The organism is Sediminibacterium sp. C3, assembly GCF_000508085.1.
Taxonomy (GTDB): Bacteria; Bacteroidota; Bacteroidia; order Chitinophagales; family Chitinophagaceae; genus Sediminibacterium.
Map to the genome: position 1 here is coordinate 1,021,745 of NZ_KI669560.1, position 16,255 is coordinate 1,037,999.

Annotated in this window: 17 protein-coding genes; 7 read left to right on the top strand and 10 right to left on the bottom strand. The window is 40.1% G+C overall.

From position 1 onward, the window contains the following. Positions 1 to 48: 48 nt before the first annotated feature. The 5 genes from F777_RS0104820 to F777_RS0104840 all read right to left on the bottom strand — a co-directional run bounded on the left by F777_RS0104820 (position 49) and on the right by F777_RS0104840 (position 5,857). Positions 49 to 2,265 (bottom strand): DUF5916 domain-containing protein, encoded by a 2,217-nt coding sequence (locus tag F777_RS0104820; protein ID WP_026751053.1) that lies wholly within the window; start codon positions 2,263 to 2,265, stop codon positions 49 to 51. 104 nt (positions 2,266 to 2,369) lie between these two features. Beyond that, complete coding sequence (trmD, locus tag F777_RS0104825) at positions 2,370 to 3,053, bottom strand: tRNA (guanosine(37)-N1)-methyltransferase TrmD (protein ID WP_037351706.1); 684 nt, start codon at positions 3,051 to 3,053, stop codon at positions 2,370 to 2,372. A gap of 19 nt (positions 3,054 to 3,072) precedes the next feature. Beyond that, complete coding sequence (locus F777_RS0104830; RefSeq protein WP_026751055.1) at positions 3,073 to 3,459, bottom strand: RNA-binding S4 domain-containing protein; 387 nt, start codon at positions 3,457 to 3,459, stop codon at positions 3,073 to 3,075. A 1-nt stretch (position 3,460) separates the two neighbouring features. Then, the gene (locus tag F777_RS0104835; RefSeq protein ID WP_026751056.1) at positions 3,461 to 4,831 is read right to left on the bottom strand and encodes a dipeptidase; all 1,371 of its coding nucleotides are present in this window, start codon (positions 4,829 to 4,831) and stop codon (positions 3,461 to 3,463) included. Positions 4,832 to 4,861: 30 nt separating this feature from the next. Next, on the bottom strand, positions 4,862 to 5,857 hold the full coding sequence (locus F777_RS0104840) for a cation diffusion facilitator family transporter (protein WP_026751057.1): 996 nt from the start codon (positions 5,855 to 5,857) through the stop codon (positions 4,862 to 4,864). A gap of 86 nt (positions 5,858 to 5,943) precedes the next feature. Between F777_RS0104840 and F777_RS0104845 the strand changes: the two genes are divergently transcribed. Further along, a complete protein-coding gene (locus tag F777_RS0104845; protein WP_037369134.1) occupies positions 5,944 to 6,972 on the top strand; it encodes a glycosyltransferase in 1,029 nt (342 codons plus the stop codon). Positions 6,973 to 6,988: 16 nt separating this feature from the next. On the opposite strand, the gene F777_RS0104850 is transcribed toward F777_RS0104845, so the two are convergent. The 3 genes from F777_RS0104850 to F777_RS0104860 form a co-directional block, all read right to left on the bottom strand. Then, positions 6,989 to 7,402, bottom strand: a complete 414-nt coding sequence (locus F777_RS0104850; protein ID WP_037369136.1) for an OsmC family protein — start codon at positions 7,400 to 7,402, stop codon at positions 6,989 to 6,991. Between the two features lie 66 nt (positions 7,403 to 7,468). Continuing rightward, on the bottom strand, positions 7,469 to 8,107 hold the full coding sequence (locus F777_RS0104855) for a superoxide dismutase (protein WP_235785972.1): 639 nt from the start codon (positions 8,105 to 8,107) through the stop codon (positions 7,469 to 7,471). A gap of 61 nt (positions 8,108 to 8,168) precedes the next feature. Next, a complete protein-coding gene (locus tag F777_RS0104860) occupies positions 8,169 to 9,614 on the bottom strand; it encodes an LptF/LptG family permease (RefSeq protein WP_026751061.1) in 1,446 nt (481 codons plus the stop codon). A gap of 23 nt (positions 9,615 to 9,637) precedes the next feature. Here F777_RS0104860 and F777_RS0104865 point away from each other — a divergent pair, with 23 nt between their 5' ends. After that, entirely contained in the window at positions 9,638 to 10,255 is a 618-nt protein-coding gene (locus F777_RS0104865; RefSeq protein ID WP_026751062.1) for a hypothetical protein, read from the top strand. On the opposite strand, the gene F777_RS0104870 is transcribed toward F777_RS0104865, so the two are convergent. Continuing rightward, positions 10,252 to 10,635 (bottom strand): START-like domain-containing protein, encoded by a 384-nt coding sequence (locus F777_RS0104870; protein ID WP_026751063.1) that lies wholly within the window; start codon positions 10,633 to 10,635, stop codon positions 10,252 to 10,254. The two genes, F777_RS0104865 and F777_RS0104870, sit on opposite strands and share 4 nt — an antisense overlap. 223 nt (positions 10,636 to 10,858) lie before the next feature. Here F777_RS0104870 and F777_RS0104875 point away from each other — a divergent pair, with 223 nt between their 5' ends. After that, positions 10,859 to 11,731, top strand: a complete 873-nt coding sequence (locus tag F777_RS0104875; RefSeq protein WP_235785888.1) for a sigma-70 family RNA polymerase sigma factor — start codon at positions 10,859 to 10,861, stop codon at positions 11,729 to 11,731. Between the two features lie 2 nt (positions 11,732 to 11,733). Here F777_RS0104875 and F777_RS0104880 read toward each other — a convergent pair whose 3' ends face one another. Then, the gene (locus tag F777_RS0104880; protein ID WP_026751065.1) at positions 11,734 to 12,465 is read right to left on the bottom strand and encodes a TlpA family protein disulfide reductase; all 732 of its coding nucleotides are present in this window, start codon (positions 12,463 to 12,465) and stop codon (positions 11,734 to 11,736) included. A gap of 89 nt (positions 12,466 to 12,554) precedes the next feature. On the opposite strand from F777_RS0104880, the gene ffh reads away from it, so the two are divergent. From ffh to dinB, 4 genes are all read left to right on the top strand, one after another. Then, positions 12,555 to 13,877, top strand: coding sequence for a signal recognition particle protein (gene ffh / locus F777_RS0104885; RefSeq protein WP_026751066.1), 1,323 nt, complete (start codon positions 12,555 to 12,557; stop codon positions 13,875 to 13,877). 91 nt (positions 13,878 to 13,968) lie between these two features. Next, on the top strand, positions 13,969 to 14,442 hold the full coding sequence (gene rpsP / locus F777_RS18525) for a 30S ribosomal protein S16 (RefSeq protein ID WP_026764223.1): 474 nt from the start codon (positions 13,969 to 13,971) through the stop codon (positions 14,440 to 14,442). Between the two features lie 79 nt (positions 14,443 to 14,521). Next, positions 14,522 to 15,046, top strand: coding sequence for a ribosome maturation factor RimM (gene rimM, locus F777_RS0104895; RefSeq protein WP_026751067.1), 525 nt, complete (start codon positions 14,522 to 14,524; stop codon positions 15,044 to 15,046). 39 nt (positions 15,047 to 15,085) lie between these two features. Continuing rightward, complete coding sequence (dinB, locus tag F777_RS0104900; RefSeq protein WP_026751068.1) at positions 15,086 to 16,246, top strand: DNA polymerase IV; 1,161 nt, start codon at positions 15,086 to 15,088, stop codon at positions 16,244 to 16,246. Positions 16,247 to 16,255: the final 9 nt, after the last annotated feature.

Consider the following 16,255-nt stretch of genomic DNA (forward strand, 5'->3'; position numbering starts at 1 on the left):
CATTCATGATTGATTGAACTGCCACAGCATTTTGTTGTGGCAGTTTTTTTATAAGTTTAACCAGTAGTTCAATTTAAATACGAGCGCTCTGTTGCTGTTTTTCATTAAAGGCGATGTAAAATAATTGTCAGTGTAAACCAGGAACAGATCGCTCATTGGCTTAAATCTGTATTGTAATCTGCTGTTGATATTGATATTGTTTCTTTGTGTATTATACTGGAAAAAAGTAGTCCAGAATAATTTGGTAGAGAAGTTGATTTCTGTTCTCTGTGAAATCAAAAAGAGTTCAGTTGAACCATATGTGCCGGGGAATTCCAGTTTATTATACTGAAAGTTCAGGTTCAGGGTGGTGTTAGGTAATTTTCTGAAAGTAATTCCAGCTCTTAATGTTTTGTTGGTGCCATTATAAAATCCACCTGTTGCAGCACTGACATTGAAACTGAATGGTCTTCTGAAATCTGAACTATACCGGATTCCGATATCCCTGTATTTGTATTTGGCAACAGGAAGTGGTGTAGCCCCGGTAAAGGAAATGGGGAATAATAAATCTACTTCATAGTCTGATGTGCTGTAACTGATTCTGGATGTATTTCTAAATTCCACATTCCCGTTTAAAGTAGTGTTTCTCTCATTGAAACTATTGTCTGGATTAAAAACAATATAGTTTTCCGCTTCAAAACTAATTCCGATCAATTTGCCTTTTGAAGGAATGATTTTATATTCAGCGCTGGTGTAAGAGTGTTTAAATCCAACACGGATAGCCGTATCCCTTGCTGCATCATAGTTTTCAATTCTTTCAATGAATCCCATGTCTGCATAGTAATTAGTGCCTAGACTGGTCAGGTCTTGAACGAAACCAAAATTTCTGCTGTTATAGGAAAATCCAACATTGTAAAATGCATTGTCCTTCTTAATGCCTGGCTTAAAGGAATGATGGTAAGTAGCCCAGGCCCCCCATTTCCCTTCCAGATCAGAATAGTTGTATTCTATTCCCGCATTGCGGCTGAATACATCCAGCGGATTGGCATTTTTTTCGGCATCCGTCATAAAGCTGCTTCTGTTTAAAAAGTATCCTTTTATTACAGAACGGTTGAATACTCTTTGATCCACAGATAAGGCAGTATAGTTTTCCGGCGCATAATCGCCCTGTCTTCCGGTTTGCATATTCATGAAACCAATCCTGGTTTTCTTGGCAATATTTCCGGTAATTCTGGCACCAAATAGTATGGGAATTTTGTTGCCGTTTTTATCCAGTCCGATTCTTCTCGAGTAAAAGGGTCGTATTGGATCAATGCCATATCCCGAAAACAAATCGGCATTCTCTAAAAAAAATGTTCTTCTTTCAGGGAAGAATATATTGAAACGGGTCAGGTTGGTTACTTGTCTGTCTACTTCAAGCTGAGAGAAATCAGGATTGACAGTCAGATCTAAATTCAGCGAGGATGTTAAACCAACTTTTGCATCAAAGCCGGCATTGGGTTTGGCACTAATAGGTTCATTGCCAGCCCTGTTTTCTGTTACTTCTGTTGTTACATAAGGAACAAATACTGAATTGCTGCCAGGTTTGGGCGGAGCGTCTTCCCATATTAATGCGCCCGTGTAACCTACATCGTGAGTGGAAAAGTTGACCGGAACATTGGTCCAGGTAGAATATTCATTGGTCTTGGTATCTACCCTTACAAAATTGATTCCCCATGTTTTTTTATCTGCCGGATATCGGATTGATTTAAAGGGAATAGCCATTTCAACAGTCCAGCGATCTCCATATCTTTTGGTTTCAGAATACCAGGTCTGGTCCCAGCTGAAAGAAACACCATCGCCTGCAGAGGTAAGCTGGTCTTCACTTTGGGCATTGTAAGCATTCACCACAAAAAAGAAACCATTGTTTCGGGTATTTACCGGATCCAGCACCAGTGCCACACAATCGTTTCCGTCGTGGCCAATATCTCTTTTTAAACTTTGAATAAAAACTTTCCCGGAATCATATGCCGTGTAGGCGACGTACAAAAACTTATCATCATAAGCTGTCTGGGCTTCAGTTGCATGTTTTGCTTTCTTTTTGTCATCCGGATATTTTTCCCAGAAAGAGCTTACTTTCTGGGCCTTTTTCCAGATTTCATCGTCCAGAATGCCATCAATTTTTACAGGTGTTTGTGTTTTGGAAATGACAATCTGATAGTCTTTCTGAAAAGTCTCTCCATTTCTAACCTGAGCAAATCCATTCACCCAGCAACATGCAAAAAGTAAAATAATCGGTAGTCTCATAAATAATTTCAGCAAATCCAATACCTGAGAAGCAAAATTGATATAAAAACCATCAAGCCGCAGTTTAATTTGCTTAATGGTAGAATGAGCGGATAAGCGCAGTTTTAATCCTCTTTTAATAAATCAGGTCTGCGTTCTTTGGTTCTTTCAAGGGACTGTTCATATCGCCAGTCTTCCACTTTCCTGGGGTCTCCCTGCAATAGTATTTCCGGTACTGTCATGCCTCTAAAGTCAGCTGGCCGGGTATAAACAGGAGGGGCAAGTAAATTGTCCTGAAAAGAATCGGTTAAAGCAGAGGTTTCATCACTCAGGACGCCAGGAATCAATCTTCCGATTGCATCTACCACAACGGCAGCTGCCAGTTCGCCACCACTCAGCACATAATCGCCAATGGATATTTCCATATTTACATACCGGTCTCTTATTCGCTGATCAATTCCTTTGTAGTGTCCGCAAATGATTAAAAGATTTTGCAGAAGCGATAATTGATTTGCTCTTTGCTGATTGAATCTTTCCCCATCCGGCGTCATATAGATGATGGCATCGTAATTTGTTTCCTTCTGCAGCTCTTCTATTGCATTGGCCAAAGGTTCACACATGAGCACCATTCCTGCTCCACCACCAAATGGATAATCATCAACCTGTGCATGTTTATTGATGGCCCATTTGCGCAGATTATGCGTACGAACCCTAAGTAGACCCTTGTCCTGTGCACGTTTCATGATGCTGTGGCTGAAAGGCCCTTCCAATAAGGCGGGAACAACGGTGATGATATCAATAGTGAACATACGCAGTTTGCATTGTATTTTATTCCATAAATTCTTCTAGGTCTCTTCTGTCTCTCTTGGTAGGTCTACCCACTTTGCTCAAACGCTTGCCTGTATGAAAACTGGAAGCAACAAATTTGATCCGATCCAGTTCTTCTGCCGGCGTAATATCAATATAATATTTGATGGCTTCAGCATAGGCCTGGCGGGTATGCAGTAGTCCCGTTACCTTAATGACCCATTTTTTAGCTTCTGTTTTTACTTCGTATTCGTCCCCGATGGCAACAATTCTTGAAGATTTAACAGCATCTCCGTTATATTTTACTTTACCCTTGCTGCAGGCATCTCCTGCCTGACTTCTTGTTTTAAAAAGCCGGATGCTCCAGAGATATTTATCTATCCGCAATTTTTCTTTTTCAACAGCCATATTATCCTTTCATTTCTGCGAAATACTTATGGAAATAAGGGATGGTTTCTATGCCTTTGTAATAATTTTCCAGATTGAATTTTTCGTTGGGGCTATGCAGGTTGTCGCTATCCAGACCAAATCCAAGGAAAATAATTTTTAAGCCCAGTTCCTTTTCAAATAAAGCACAGATGGGAATGCTTCCCCCGCCTCTTACCGGTATTGGCTCTTTGCCGAAAGCAGTTTCAATGGCTTTGGCAGCTGCCTTATATTCTATGGAATCGATAGGTGTCATATAGGGCTCACCTCCATGATGTTCCATGGCATTGATGGTAACGCCAGCAGGTGCAATACTTCTGAAATAATCCAATACTTTTCTGGTGATTACTTCCGATGATTGATTGGGAACCAATCGGCAGGAAATTTTAGCAGATGCTTTGGAAGGTAATACTGTTTTAGCTCCCTCTCCTGTATAACCTCCCCAGATACCATTCACTTCCAGTGTAGGTCTGATTCCTGTTCTTTCGTTGGTTGTATATCCTTTCTCGCCCCATAATTCAGTAACACCCAAATCGGATTTGTACTCCGCTTCATTAAATGGTGCTTTCGCCATTTTGGCTCTTTCTTCTGGTGTAGCTTCTACCACATCATCATAAAAACCAGGGATGGTGATATGATTGTTTTCATCGTGGCAGGATGCAATCATTTGGGCTAAAATGGTAATGGGATTGGCAACTGCTCCACCATAAACACCGCTGTGCAAATCTCTGTTGGCTGCAGTCAGCTCCAGTTCAATATAGCTAAGTCCTCTTACGCCAATATCAATGGATGGATTCTCCATGCTCAACATGGAAGTATCTGAAATCAATATTACATCGGCTTTTAAAAGCTCCTTATTCTCCTTTACAAATTCAGCCAGATTCGGACTACCGATTTCTTCTTCTCCTTCAATAAGGAATTTAATATTGGTACAGAAACTGTTTGTTTTGGTAAAAGTTTCCAGTGCCTTTACGTGCATATAAAATTGTCCTTTGTCATCGGCAGAACCCCTTGCATAAATTTTTCCATCTTTAATTACGGGTTCAAAAGGTCCGCTATGCCATAACTCCAGTGGATCTGCAGGCTGAACATCATAATGTCCATAAACCAATACTGTAGGTTTGGTAGGATCTACTATTTTTTCACCATAAACAATGGGGTGTCCCTTGGTTGGATAAATAGTAGCCTTATCCGCACCGGCTTCCAGTAATCTTTGTTTTACTATTTCTGCACAGTGCAGCATATCGTCTTTATGCTCAGATCTTGCACTGATGCTGGGTATTTTTAATAACTCAATTAACTCCTGTAAAAATTGTTCCTTGTGTTCTTCCTGATAGGTTTTCCAGCTCTCCATATGTAATATTTAAAGCTGCAAGTTACCTAATTAAGCCTGCTCGGCAATGCGATGTTTCTGATTGGAAACCACATTTTCGAGGGTCCAGTCCAGCGATTGTTGAAATGTCTGCGTCCTTTCCTTGCAATCCGATAGGGAGCAGATGGCACAGCTATAGGGTAAACATCCATCCGTATGCACAAAAAGCTCAATGGAATCTCCGAAATTTTCTCTGATTAAACTGGATAAGTTGTCTATTTCACGATGCGCTTCATGCACATTATAATACCAGGGTAATGTTAAATGACAATCAATATGCAGCAGATCTCCGTATTTAATAACCCTGAGATTGTGCAGGTCAATCCATTTGCTGCTTTTTGATGTATTCAGCACCCCAATGAATTTTTTCAGTATTTGTTCGTCTGCTTCATCCATAATCCCTGCCAGCGATTTTCTCAGGATGGTATAGCCATTGTACATGATCCAGATACTTAAAGCCAGTGCTACTACTTTGTCGAGCCAGTAGATTTGAGTGAAATAGATTAGCGTAATAGCAGCCAATACACCAAGGGTAGAGTATGTGTCTATTTGAAGGTGTTTCCCGCTGCTCTCAAGGGCAAGTGAATTGTTTTTTCTTCCAATCCGAATGCAAACCGCACCTGCAATATAATTTAGTAAGGCGGTTGATCCCACCAGCCACATACCATTGTCCAATGCTTGTACCGTATGGTTTTCAAGGGTATTTACAATGGTCTCGTAGATGATTAATATACCTGCAGCAATGATTAAACTTCCTTCAGCAGCTGCAGAAATGAATTCCGCTTTGCCATGTCCGTAAGGATGATTTTCATCCCTGGGTTGTGCTGCAATGTATAAACTATACAGGCCAATAAAACCTGCAACAATGTTTACAATGCTTTCCATTGCATCCGATAAAATGGCCAGGGAATCCGTAAGATAGTAGGCAGTTATTTTCAGGATGAACAATACCACACTCAGAACGGTAACCCATTTCTGGACTAAAAAATTTTCTTTCCCTGAATACATAATCGCCTTATTTGGTGGGAATTAATCAATTTTTGCTTTATTTTTAGCATCCAAATTAGGGTATTATTTGGACTATAACCCCCGAAATGCGTAAACCAGAACTAAGAGAGAGAATCCCTTCAAGGCCTCCACTCATATCACCGTTGCATGATGAAACGGATCAGCCTGTCTGGTCGGTCATGATTGCCGTGGATAATACCTTTACTTATCTGAATACTACACTGCTGTCCATTCTGGAATTGGATCAGGGTATTGGAGTTATGCAGATAATGGTAGTGGACGATGCCAGTGATGACGGAGATGTAGAGCAGCTGGTAAAAGACACGGGCAAAGGAAGAATTGGTTATTTCAGACAGCCCAATAAAATTGGCAGGCTGAGAAATCTGGAGACTTGTATTAAATTATCCAGGGGTAAGTATGTACATATTTTATACGGAGATAACTATGTAATGCCTGGATTTTATGATGAAATCTTGTCTTTGTTCAATGAGTTTCCTAGAGTAGGAGCCGCGTTTACAGAATTTCAATACATCAACGAAAGAGGCAACCCTATATGGAAACACCAGCCCCTTGCTAAAGAAAGAGGCTTGCTGAAAAACTGGGTAAAAGCCGTAGCGCTCCGTCAAAATACAGAACCTTCTGCCATGGTAATCAAAAGAACCACCTATGAAAAATTAGGGAGCTTTTTTGGTGCCGAACATGGTGAGTTCTGGGAAATGACAGTAAGAATTGCTGCTCATGCCGAATTAGCTTATGTGCCCAAAGTGCTGGCTAATTTCAGGATTCATGGAAAAGCATTGCATTCCGAAGCACTGAAAACAGGCCGGAATATTGACGATATCACTAAAATCATTGGCATCATCCGTGCTTATTTGCCATTGGATGTAAGAGACGAAGTGAATGCCATGTCTAAAAAATACTTCTCACAGCATTTCGCCCAGTTATCACACAAAGTATATCATGAACTGGATGATACTGAAGCAGCCCTTAAACAAGCATGGGGTGCGCTGGTATTAGACATCAACTGGATTTCACTCAAGTATTCTTTGCTATTGTTCTTCAAATACCTGATTGGCTACAAAGTCATTCGCAAATGGGTGGAAAAAATTTCTTAAATCTTTTTCGCTACCCTTAGATCAACTTTGTACTGTAGTTGATTGGACAATGTTTTGCCAACATAGCCGAAATACCACAATACTTATCCATTGACAAAGAAACTGCACGCTTCAGTTTGTCTTCATCTTCGGGCTTTACGTCTGAATGATACACCAGTTTAATATAGGTGAAGGTTTTAGGGTGGTCTTCGGTTTGATCAGCCTCAGCAGTTACTTCCAGTTTGCTGAAACTTACTTTCATTTTGTTGAGTATTTCAATCACATCAATAGCACTGCAACCGCATAAGGATGCAAGTAAAAGTCTCTTTGGATTCATACCGCTGTTTAATCCGCCATTCTCTACGGTTGTGTCAATACGAACGGTATGCCCGTCATTACCAATGGCATCAAAAGCCAATGCTTCTTTCCAGTTAACTTTTACGTCTATCATGGTCTCTAAATTTCAAGGTTAGTTTTTTACAATAATTTTTTTGACAGCCTGTTTTTCGGATGCCATTTATTTTAATTGGCTTCCTACAAAGTCCCAGTTTACAATATTGAACCAGTTGTTGATATAGTCTGGTCTTTTGTTCTGGTATTTTAAATAGTAAGCATGTTCCCAAACATCCAGGCCCAATAAGGGTGTTCCTTTCAGATCACTGATATCCATTAGTGGATTATCCTGATTAGGTGTAGATCCTATTTTCAAATTACCATCCGCTGTTTGAACCAGCCATGCCCAGCCACTTCCGAATCTGTTTTTGCCTGCATCTGCGAATGCTGTTTTAAAAGCTTCAAAAGAACCGAAAGACTGATTGATGGCAGCAGCTAATTTACCGGAAGGCTGTGTGCTGGTACCAGGTTTCATGCATTTCCAGAAAAATTCGTGATTGAAATGCCCGCCCCCATTATTACGCATCTTGGCAGAATACTTACTGATATTTTTCATCAGGGTTTCTAAAGAAGTTGTCTGAGGATTTACTTTTTCTGCCACACAGGCATCTGCCAGATTTTTTGCATAGGCTGCTGCATGTTTACTGTAGTGTATTTCCATGGTCATTGCATCAATATAGGGCTCAAGCGCATTATATGCGTAGGGCAATGGCTGTTGTTCAAATTCATTGCCTGCTGCTGCAGCTACAACTGAAGGAATCATGCTGATTCCAATTCCTGCTGCCAAAGCAGCTTTGCTGCTGTCTTTCAGAAACACTCTTCGGTTATAGGCTTTTTTCATGGCTCTTTTTTTTCTTAAAGGTAGCTAATAATTTTCTTAGGCCTTTGAAGTTGCGGTAATAGAACTCCTGGTTAAACAACTGCGAATCATGCATGGCTTTATAAATCAGGAATGCACTAACAGGAACCAGAATAAATGTGCTCAACCACATGCCTGTAACGGCATTAGCTTGACCAGAACGGACAAATTTTTCGCCAAATGTGTTCAGCAGGTGGAACAGTACAAAGAAAATAATGGCAAATACCAGCGGCGTTCCCAATCCCCCCTTACGAATAATAGAGCCCAATGGGGCGCCAATTAAAAACATTACCAGACAGGCAACAGACAGGGTGAATTTTTTATGCCATTCTATCTCGTGTAATAGCATCGAAAGATATTTGGTCTGATAATCTTCGGCCATTACATTCACTGATCCTTTTACTGTTGCCAGTTGATTGGAGGCCGCATCTATCAATTGTTGCTGGAGGCTGTCGGGAAACAGTTTACGGGGATCTGCTTTTGGTAAGGGTTGTTTTACTTTTACCCATCCCGTGTCTGCAAATCTTGCAAAACGCAGATAAGGACTCACTTCCAGATTTGATTTTTTTAAATAAAAGGTATCTATATGGTTCAGTGAATCAATTGCAACATTCAGTTGGCGAAGACTTAACATTTTCGGATCATAAAAAGCAGAGTCTTCCGTTTTGTTCATCTGGAAACTTTTCAAGTCAAAAACTTTTTTGTACTCCTTAAATCCCATTCGGGTAAACTCAGTATTTAATTCTCCTCTTGGCCCTTTCTCCTGATAGCGCCAGCCGTTTTTCAAAATAAATTCCAGAAACTGCTTGTCTTTGGAAACCCTCATGACGCCACTCTCTGCAACCATCATATTGTCCTGCAGATAGTAACCTTTTTCAAAAATGACCACATCGTGAATAATGCTGTCGTTTTTCTCTTTCTTTCCCAGCTTTATAACAAAGCCATCTATCTTATCGTAAAAAACGCCTTCCTTAATGTCTATGGATGGCTTGGAAACAATGATATCATATTTTAATGCGGATAATTTTAGTTGGGTAACAGGTATAATATTGTTGGCAAACAAAAAAGCAACTCCACACACGAAAATGGTAAAAACCAGCAGCGGTCGCATGAATCTTATGAGTGAAATACCTGCCGCTTTAATAGCAACCAGTTCGAATTTCTCACCCAGGTTTCCAAAAGTCATGATGGATGAAAACAGCAAGGCCAGTGGTAAGGCCATGGGTACCCAGAATAAAGCTACCAGTCCAATTAATTTGAGTACTGTAATTAAATCTAGCCCTTTCCCAACCAAATCGTCGATATACAACCAAAAAAACTGCATGGTTAGTACAAAGAGAGAAATGGCAAATGCAGCTATAAATGGTCCAATAAAAGAGCGGATAATTAGTATGTCTAGTTTTTTTATCACAATAGCTGTCTTAATATTGCTGTATGAGCTACGCAAAAGTAACACTTTCACCAAAGGAACTGGAATTGGTTAATAATGCGGACTGGATTTTAACAAAGAACCATATCATTGGTAAAGTGTATGATTTGTTTGGCGAACTGGCTAATCAGTACAGACAGGAGTTTACAAGCTATAAATGCTTTCAGCATGAAGTAGCTTTTGAAATTCCTCCCAAAATTTCCAGGGGAGAGCAATATGAGCAGTTGCCTTATGTAATGCTTGATTTTCCTAGGTTCTTTACGGAGTCTGATATTTTTGCCATTCGTACTTTTTTCTGGTGGGGAAATCATTGCAGTATTCACCTGATTCTGAAAGGAAAATACCTTGCTGCATTTGGCGCTTCCATTGACAAGTATTTTGAAATGTATGGCAAGTATGGATCCGAAACACTTGACTGGTATATAGGAGTAGGTATTGATCCCTGGCAGCATCATTTTGAAAAGGATAATTATATACCGATGCAGGACTGGAACGGTTATAGCGTTACCAGGTTACCTTTCCTGAAACTTGCAAAAAAAATCCCACTCGAAGAGTGGGACGATATTGAAAATTTTATGAAAAGTCAGTTTACGAAAATGCTGACCATACTTTCGGAGTATTAAGAACCCAGACGGTGGAACAATTCTTTGGTTTGATATCCCCACAACTGACTCTGGTCCTTGATTTCAGACTTCTCTGCAAAGTCTTTAATCACCAGAATGGTCTGATTGGATATTTCCGTTTTTTCAATTCTGAACTCAAAAAATTCATTTTTATCGTTGTGCAGCCAGCGGAATCGGATAAACTTATTTTCTTCTTTATCTAATACTTCTGCTTTCTCCGGAACACCTCCGTCCCAAGAGAAACTGAATACATTTTCCCACTCATCCACTTTATCTGCAAACCATTCCTGCAAGCCCGCAGGGGTAGATAAAAATTCATACAATATACCTGGAGAACATCTAACCGGAAATTCTAGTGTGAATAGTTGCTTCTTACTCATTATTACGCTTTTGCCAAATAGGTTGGTGCAATGATATTAAATAATACTTATTACCCAAATGTTTTTTTAAAAAATGCTATTTTATAGTAAATCAGCTATAGTATATTGATTCATTTTTTTATTTAAATTAATGATTATCAATTAGTTAATAAATTATTTTAATAAAACTCAGGAAAATGTTAAATTAGGAATGCTCATTTTTTGCTAACTAAAACCAGTTGTTATGGGTATGCGCCAACTCAAAATAACCAAGTCGATAACCAACCGGGAATCGCAAAGTCTGGAAAAATATCTCCAGGAAATTGGTAAAGTAGAGCTGTTAGAAGCGGAAGAAGAAGTGATGCTAGCGCAAAAAATCAAACAAGGTGATACCCGTGCATTGGACAGGCTTGTTAAAGCCAATCTTCGCTTTGTAGTGTCTGTTGCTAAACAATATCAGAATCAGGGACTCACTTTATCTGATTTAATTAATGAAGGAAATTTAGGGTTGATTAAAGCCGCTATGCGATTTGATGAGACCAAGGGCTTTAAGTTCATTTCTTATGCCGTATGGTGGATCAGACAAAGCATATTGCAATCATTGGCAGAGCAAAGCAGAATTGTGAGATTGCCGCTGAATAAAGTAGGGTTAACCAATAAAATCAGTAAAGCCTATCAGTCATTGGAGCAAGAGTATGAGCGGGAGCCCTCTCCTCAGGAAATTGCGGAATTGCTTGATTTACCTATTGAAGAAGTTGCGGCCACCATGAAAGCAGGATTCAGACATGTCAGTATTGATTCACCTGTTGCAGAAGGAGAAGACATAACCCTGATTGACTTACTCGAAAATACCAATGAAGCACAAACGGATGATAAGCTGGCTTATCATGAGTCATTGCATGTTGAAATTGAGAGAAGTCTGGGAACCTTAACCGATCGTCAGAAAAAAGTAATTTGCTTTTTTTTCGGTATTGGTGTAGACCGAGCACTCAGTCTGGAAGATATAGGATCCCGATTTAATTTAACCAGGGAAAGAGTAAGACAAATCAAAGACAAAGCCATCAACAAACTTCGTGCTGCCAATAGGGCCAGACAACTCCGTTATTATCTAGGATAATGCTATTTGGTTGTAATAGGGGTACTCCCTTTTTCAATTAATGATATAATGGTTTTATCTATCCAGCTAGGCAGGGATAAACTGTATCCTGTTGCGTGAAACTGCACGTTTCCGTTTTGGTCTACCACCACATTGGTTGGGAATGTGGTGATTCCAAAACCTTGCGTAATCCATCTTCCCCCATCTACAATTTGATAGTTGAATGGGGTTGTTTTTAAAAAGTCAAGTAAATCCGATTTGTCGTCTAATGCTACTGCAATAAAAACAACATCGTTTCTTTCTTTGTATTTTTCAACTAGTTTATTTAGTTCAGGAATTTCTCTTCTGCAAGGCGGGCAATTAATAAACCAAAAATTAAACACCACAATTTTCCCTTTCATTTCCTGTAAGTTCAATTTATTGCGATTGATATCAGTGGTTTTAAATTTCCCAAAAGAAGATCCGGTCACAAAAAAACCAGACTCTCTTGGTTTGGGCGTCCGCTTTATCATTTCTTCCTTGTCCTTTTCTGTTAATTCGTAAAGGATAAATTCATCATTTGGGTCTTTGTTTGAAATTGGTTTAATGCCATAATTGCCCGTCTGTATTAACTTATTCCAGATGGCATAAGGATAAACCGTACCACTGCTGTCTTTCACAGTTGACTTATCTGTTAAAAAAATTTTCTTGGGCTGACCCTGAACACTGGTTATGGTTAATGTCCATAAAGTCAAAACTGCTAAAACTAGTTTCATCAAGTTTTTTTATAATATAAAAATAACGAATGCGTGCAAATTCACCAAGCTAGTATATTTGCACCTCGTTCATCAACAAGTGTGACATCATGTTTCAGAATTTATCAGAGAAATTAGAATCAGCGTTTAAGAATTTAAAAGGGGAAGCCAGGATTAATGAACTCAATATTGCCAATACGGTAAAAGATATCCGCAGGGCATTATTGGACGCTGACGTGAACTTCAAAATTGCAAAGGAATTTACAGATAAGGTAAAGGAAAAAGCAGTTGGCTCAAAAGTATTGAATGCAATCAGCCCCGGGCAATTGATGGTAAAAATTGTGCAGGATGAACTGACGGAACTCATGGGCGGACAGGAAGCTGCTTTTGAAGTAGAAGGCAGACCAGCTGTGATTTTGATTGCAGGTTTACAGGGTAGTGGTAAAACCACTTTTACGGGTAAACTGGCCAATTATTTAAAAACAAAAAAGGGTAAGAGCCCGTTGGTGGTAGCGGCAGATATTTACAGACCAGCCGCGATAGATCAGTTAACCGTTTTGGCTGAACAAATTGGCGTAAGCATTTACAGTGAGCGTGAAAACAAAGATGCGGTTGCGATTGCGCTGAATGCCATCAAGGAAGCAAAAGCGACCAATAAAAATGTAGTCATCATAGATACTGCCGGCCGTTTGGCTATCGACGAGCTGATGATGAATGAAGTGGCCAACATTAAAGCCGCTGTTAATCCCTCCGAAATATTGTTTGTTGTAGACTCGATGACGGGTCAGGATGCAGTGAATACCGCCAAGGCCTTTAACGACCGACTTGATTTTACTGGTGTGGTATTAACCAAGCTGGATGGTGATACCCGTGGTGGTGCAGCCTTATCCATTAAATACACAGTAGACAAGCCGATCAAGTTTGTAAGTAGCGGTGAGAAAATGGAAACCCTGGATGTGTTCTATCCGGAAAGGATGGCACAGCGTATTCTGGGAATGGGTGATATCACTACCTTGGTAGAAAAAGCACAGGCGCAGTTTGATGAAGCCGAAGCCAAAAAACTGGAAAAGAAAATCCGCAAAAACCAGTTTGATTTTCAGGACTTTTTAGACCAGTTACAGCAGATCAAGAAAATGGGTAACCTGAAAGACCTGATGGGAATGATTCCGGGAGTGGGGAAAGCAGTAAAAGATATTGATATTAAAGACGATGCTTTCAAGGGGATTGAAGCGATGATCAGTTCCATGACCCCCTATGAAAGGGCAAACCCAGATAGCTTAACCCCGTCCAGAAGAGCCAGAATTGCCAAAGGAGCAGGGAAGGATTTGCAGGAAGTAAATGCCTTTATGAAGCAATTTGAGCAGATGAAACAGATGATGAAAATGATGAATAATATGCCAATGGGCGGCCGTTTCCCCGGAATGAGACGCTAAACTTTGGAAAATCATTGGGAATCTCCTAATTTCGCGTTCCGGTTTCTACCGGATAAACCCTATTATTAAAGCCTTTAAATGTCTATTTAAGATGGCAGTTAAAATGAGACTTCAAAGACACGGAAGTAAAAAGCGTCCCTTCTACTTTATCGTAGTAGCCGATGCTCGTGCACCAAGAGATGGTAAGTTCATTCAGAAAATCGGAACTTACAACCCACTAACTGTACCTGCAAGTATTCAGTTAGATCGTCAGAAAGCACTAGAGTGGTTAAACAAAGGTGCTCAGCCAACCGACACTGTACGCAGAATCCTTTCTTTCAAAGGAGTATTGTACTTAAAGCACTTATTGCGTGGTGTTAAGTTAGGTTTGTTTGATGATGCAACTGCAATGACCAAGTTCCAGGAATGGCACAACAGTCATGAAGCAAACATCACTCGTAGAAACAGTGAACACAAGAGCAAGCAATCTGCAAAGAAAGCCTATGTTCCTGTAGTTAAAAAAGTAGAAGAGAAGCAAGAAGAGTCTGCTGCACCTGCTGAAGAGTCAGCACCAGCTGAAGCTTAATGCAAGCATTCATACGAATTGAAGAGGCCTGGTTTACCAGGCCTTTTTAATGTTCCTAATTCATTCATTAAATTGCACCATGCAAGAATATATTCATGTTGGTAAAATGGTGGCCGTATTTGGCGTAAAGGGAGAATTGATACTTAAACATTCCCTGGGTAAGAAAACCAATCTGAAAGACGTAAAAGCCCTTTTTATTGAAGAGGTAAAAGGCTCTTATATTCCCTATTTTATAGAGTCTGGCAAAGCGAAAGATACAGAAGAAACCTATGTAAAATTAGAAGGCATTCAAAGCAAGGAAATGGCGGCCCGATTCACAGGTAAACCAGTATGGTTGCTGGATGCAGACTTCAGAAATCTGGCCGGGAAAGATGCGCCTATTTCTCTTTTGGGATATGAAATTATTACAGACGAAGACGAGAACCTGGGACCTATAGAAGAAGTAATTGAACAGCCTCATCAGGTTTTGTTAAGGGTTACATTAGAAGGCAATGAAGCCCTGATTCCCCTGCATGCAGAAACACTGGACAAGATTGATCGCGCGGCTAAAAAAGTATATGTTACGCTACCCGACGGGTTGCTGGACATATACAGAGGTTTATAATAGTATCTCTTCACCTAAAAGAGTGATATTGCTTTTGCTATGTCTGCACCTCAACGATATATTGCTCACTTAGACCTCGACTCTTTTTTTGTAAGCGTTGAAATGATCAACAACCCTTCTCTGAAAGGTAAAGCAGTAATTGTTGGTGGCAGTGCCGACAGGGGAGTGGTAACCACCTGCAGTTACGAAGCCAGAAAGTTTGGCGTGCGCAGCGCCATGCCTATGAAGAAAGCCATGCAGTTATGTCCGCATGCCATTATTGTTAGAGGTACCAGAGGGGAGTACAGTCGTTACTCCAGGTGGGTCACCGATATTATTGCAGCAAAAGCGCCTTTGTTCGAGAAGGCATCCATTGATGAGTTTTACATAGACCTTACCGGGATGGATAAATTCTTTGACCCCTTTCAATGGACCATTGATTTACGAAATGAAATTATAGAACAAACCCAACTGCCCATCTCTTTTGGACTGGCCAGCAATAAAATGATTGCCAAAATTGCCACCGATGAAGCAAAGCCCAATGGCTATCTATTTGTTCAGCCTGGAATGGAGAAAATATTTTTAGCTCCCTTGCCCGTAAACAAATTCTCAGGTGTTGGTGAAGCCCTGCACAAAAAAATAAATGCCATTGGTATTTTTACTATCCAGCAATTGAGTGAAACCCCTCCGGATGTATTGAGTAAATTATTGGGTAAAACAGGATTGGATCTTTGGAAAAAATCTCAGGGCATTCATGAAGGAGTGGTGCAGCCTTATCATGAGGCCAAATCCATTTCAACGGAAAATACTTTTGAAGAAAACAAAACTGATGAAGCGTTTTTGTTAAGTGAACTTGTGAGAATGACCGAGAAAGTGGCGTATGAATTAAGACAGGATGGAAAGTTGACAGGTTGTATAGCAGTGAAAATCAGGTATCCTGATTTTGAAACTACTTCAAAACAATTAAGTATTTCCTACACATTAAGGGATGATGAATTAATACCTGTAGCAATCGACTTGTTCCATCAATTGTATCGAAAAGGACAGCCCATCCGGCTTTTGGGTGTCCGCTTATCGGAACTAACTTCTCATATAATGCAGGGATCCTTATTTGATGAAACTGATAAAAAGGGGGAGCTCTACAAAGCCATAGATGCGGTTAAGAATAAGTTTGGCAAACAGGCATTGCAAAAGGCAAGGACGGTCAGAAAGTCTAATTAGTCTACTAAA

Bases quoted from the DNA above. Each gene is read 5' to 3' on its own strand.
- F777_RS0104820 (WP_026751053.1), bottom strand. From the start codon at position 2,265: ATGAGACTACCGATTATTTTACTTTTTGCATGTTGCTGGGTGAATGGA.
- trmD (WP_037351706.1), bottom strand. From the start codon at position 3,053: ATGTTCACTATTGATATCATCACCGTTGTTCCCGCCTTATTGGAAGGG.
- F777_RS0104830 (WP_026751055.1), bottom strand. From the start codon at position 3,459: ATGGCTGTTGAAAAAGAAAAATTGCGGATAGATAAATATCTCTGGAGC.
- F777_RS0104835 (WP_026751056.1), bottom strand. From the start codon at position 4,831: ATGGAGAGCTGGAAAACCTATCAGGAAGAACACAAGGAACAATTTTTA.
- F777_RS0104840 (WP_026751057.1), bottom strand. From the start codon at position 5,857: ATGTATTCAGGGAAAGAAAATTTTTTAGTCCAGAAATGGGTTACCGTT.
- F777_RS0104845 (WP_037369134.1), top strand. From the start codon at position 5,944: ATGCGTAAACCAGAACTAAGAGAGAGAATCCCTTCAAGGCCTCCACTC.
- F777_RS0104850 (WP_037369136.1), bottom strand. From the start codon at position 7,402: ATGATAGACGTAAAAGTTAACTGGAAAGAAGCATTGGCTTTTGATGCC.
- F777_RS0104855 (WP_235785972.1), bottom strand. From the start codon at position 8,107: ATGATTCCTTCAGTTGTAGCTGCAGCAGCAGGCAATGAATTTGAACAA.
- F777_RS0104865 (WP_026751062.1), top strand. From the start codon at position 9,638: ATGAGCTACGCAAAAGTAACACTTTCACCAAAGGAACTGGAATTGGTT.
- F777_RS0104870 (WP_026751063.1), bottom strand. From the start codon at position 10,635: ATGAGTAAGAAGCAACTATTCACACTAGAATTTCCGGTTAGATGTTCT.
- F777_RS0104875 (WP_235785888.1), top strand. From the start codon at position 10,859: ATGGGTATGCGCCAACTCAAAATAACCAAGTCGATAACCAACCGGGAA.
- F777_RS0104880 (WP_026751065.1), bottom strand. From the start codon at position 12,465: ATGAAACTAGTTTTAGCAGTTTTGACTTTATGGACATTAACCATAACC.
- ffh (WP_026751066.1), top strand. From the start codon at position 12,555: ATGTTTCAGAATTTATCAGAGAAATTAGAATCAGCGTTTAAGAATTTA.
- rpsP (WP_026764223.1), top strand. From the start codon at position 13,969: ATGGCAGTTAAAATGAGACTTCAAAGACACGGAAGTAAAAAGCGTCCC.
- rimM (WP_026751067.1), top strand. From the start codon at position 14,522: ATGCAAGAATATATTCATGTTGGTAAAATGGTGGCCGTATTTGGCGTA.
- dinB (WP_026751068.1), top strand. From the start codon at position 15,086: ATGTCTGCACCTCAACGATATATTGCTCACTTAGACCTCGACTCTTTT.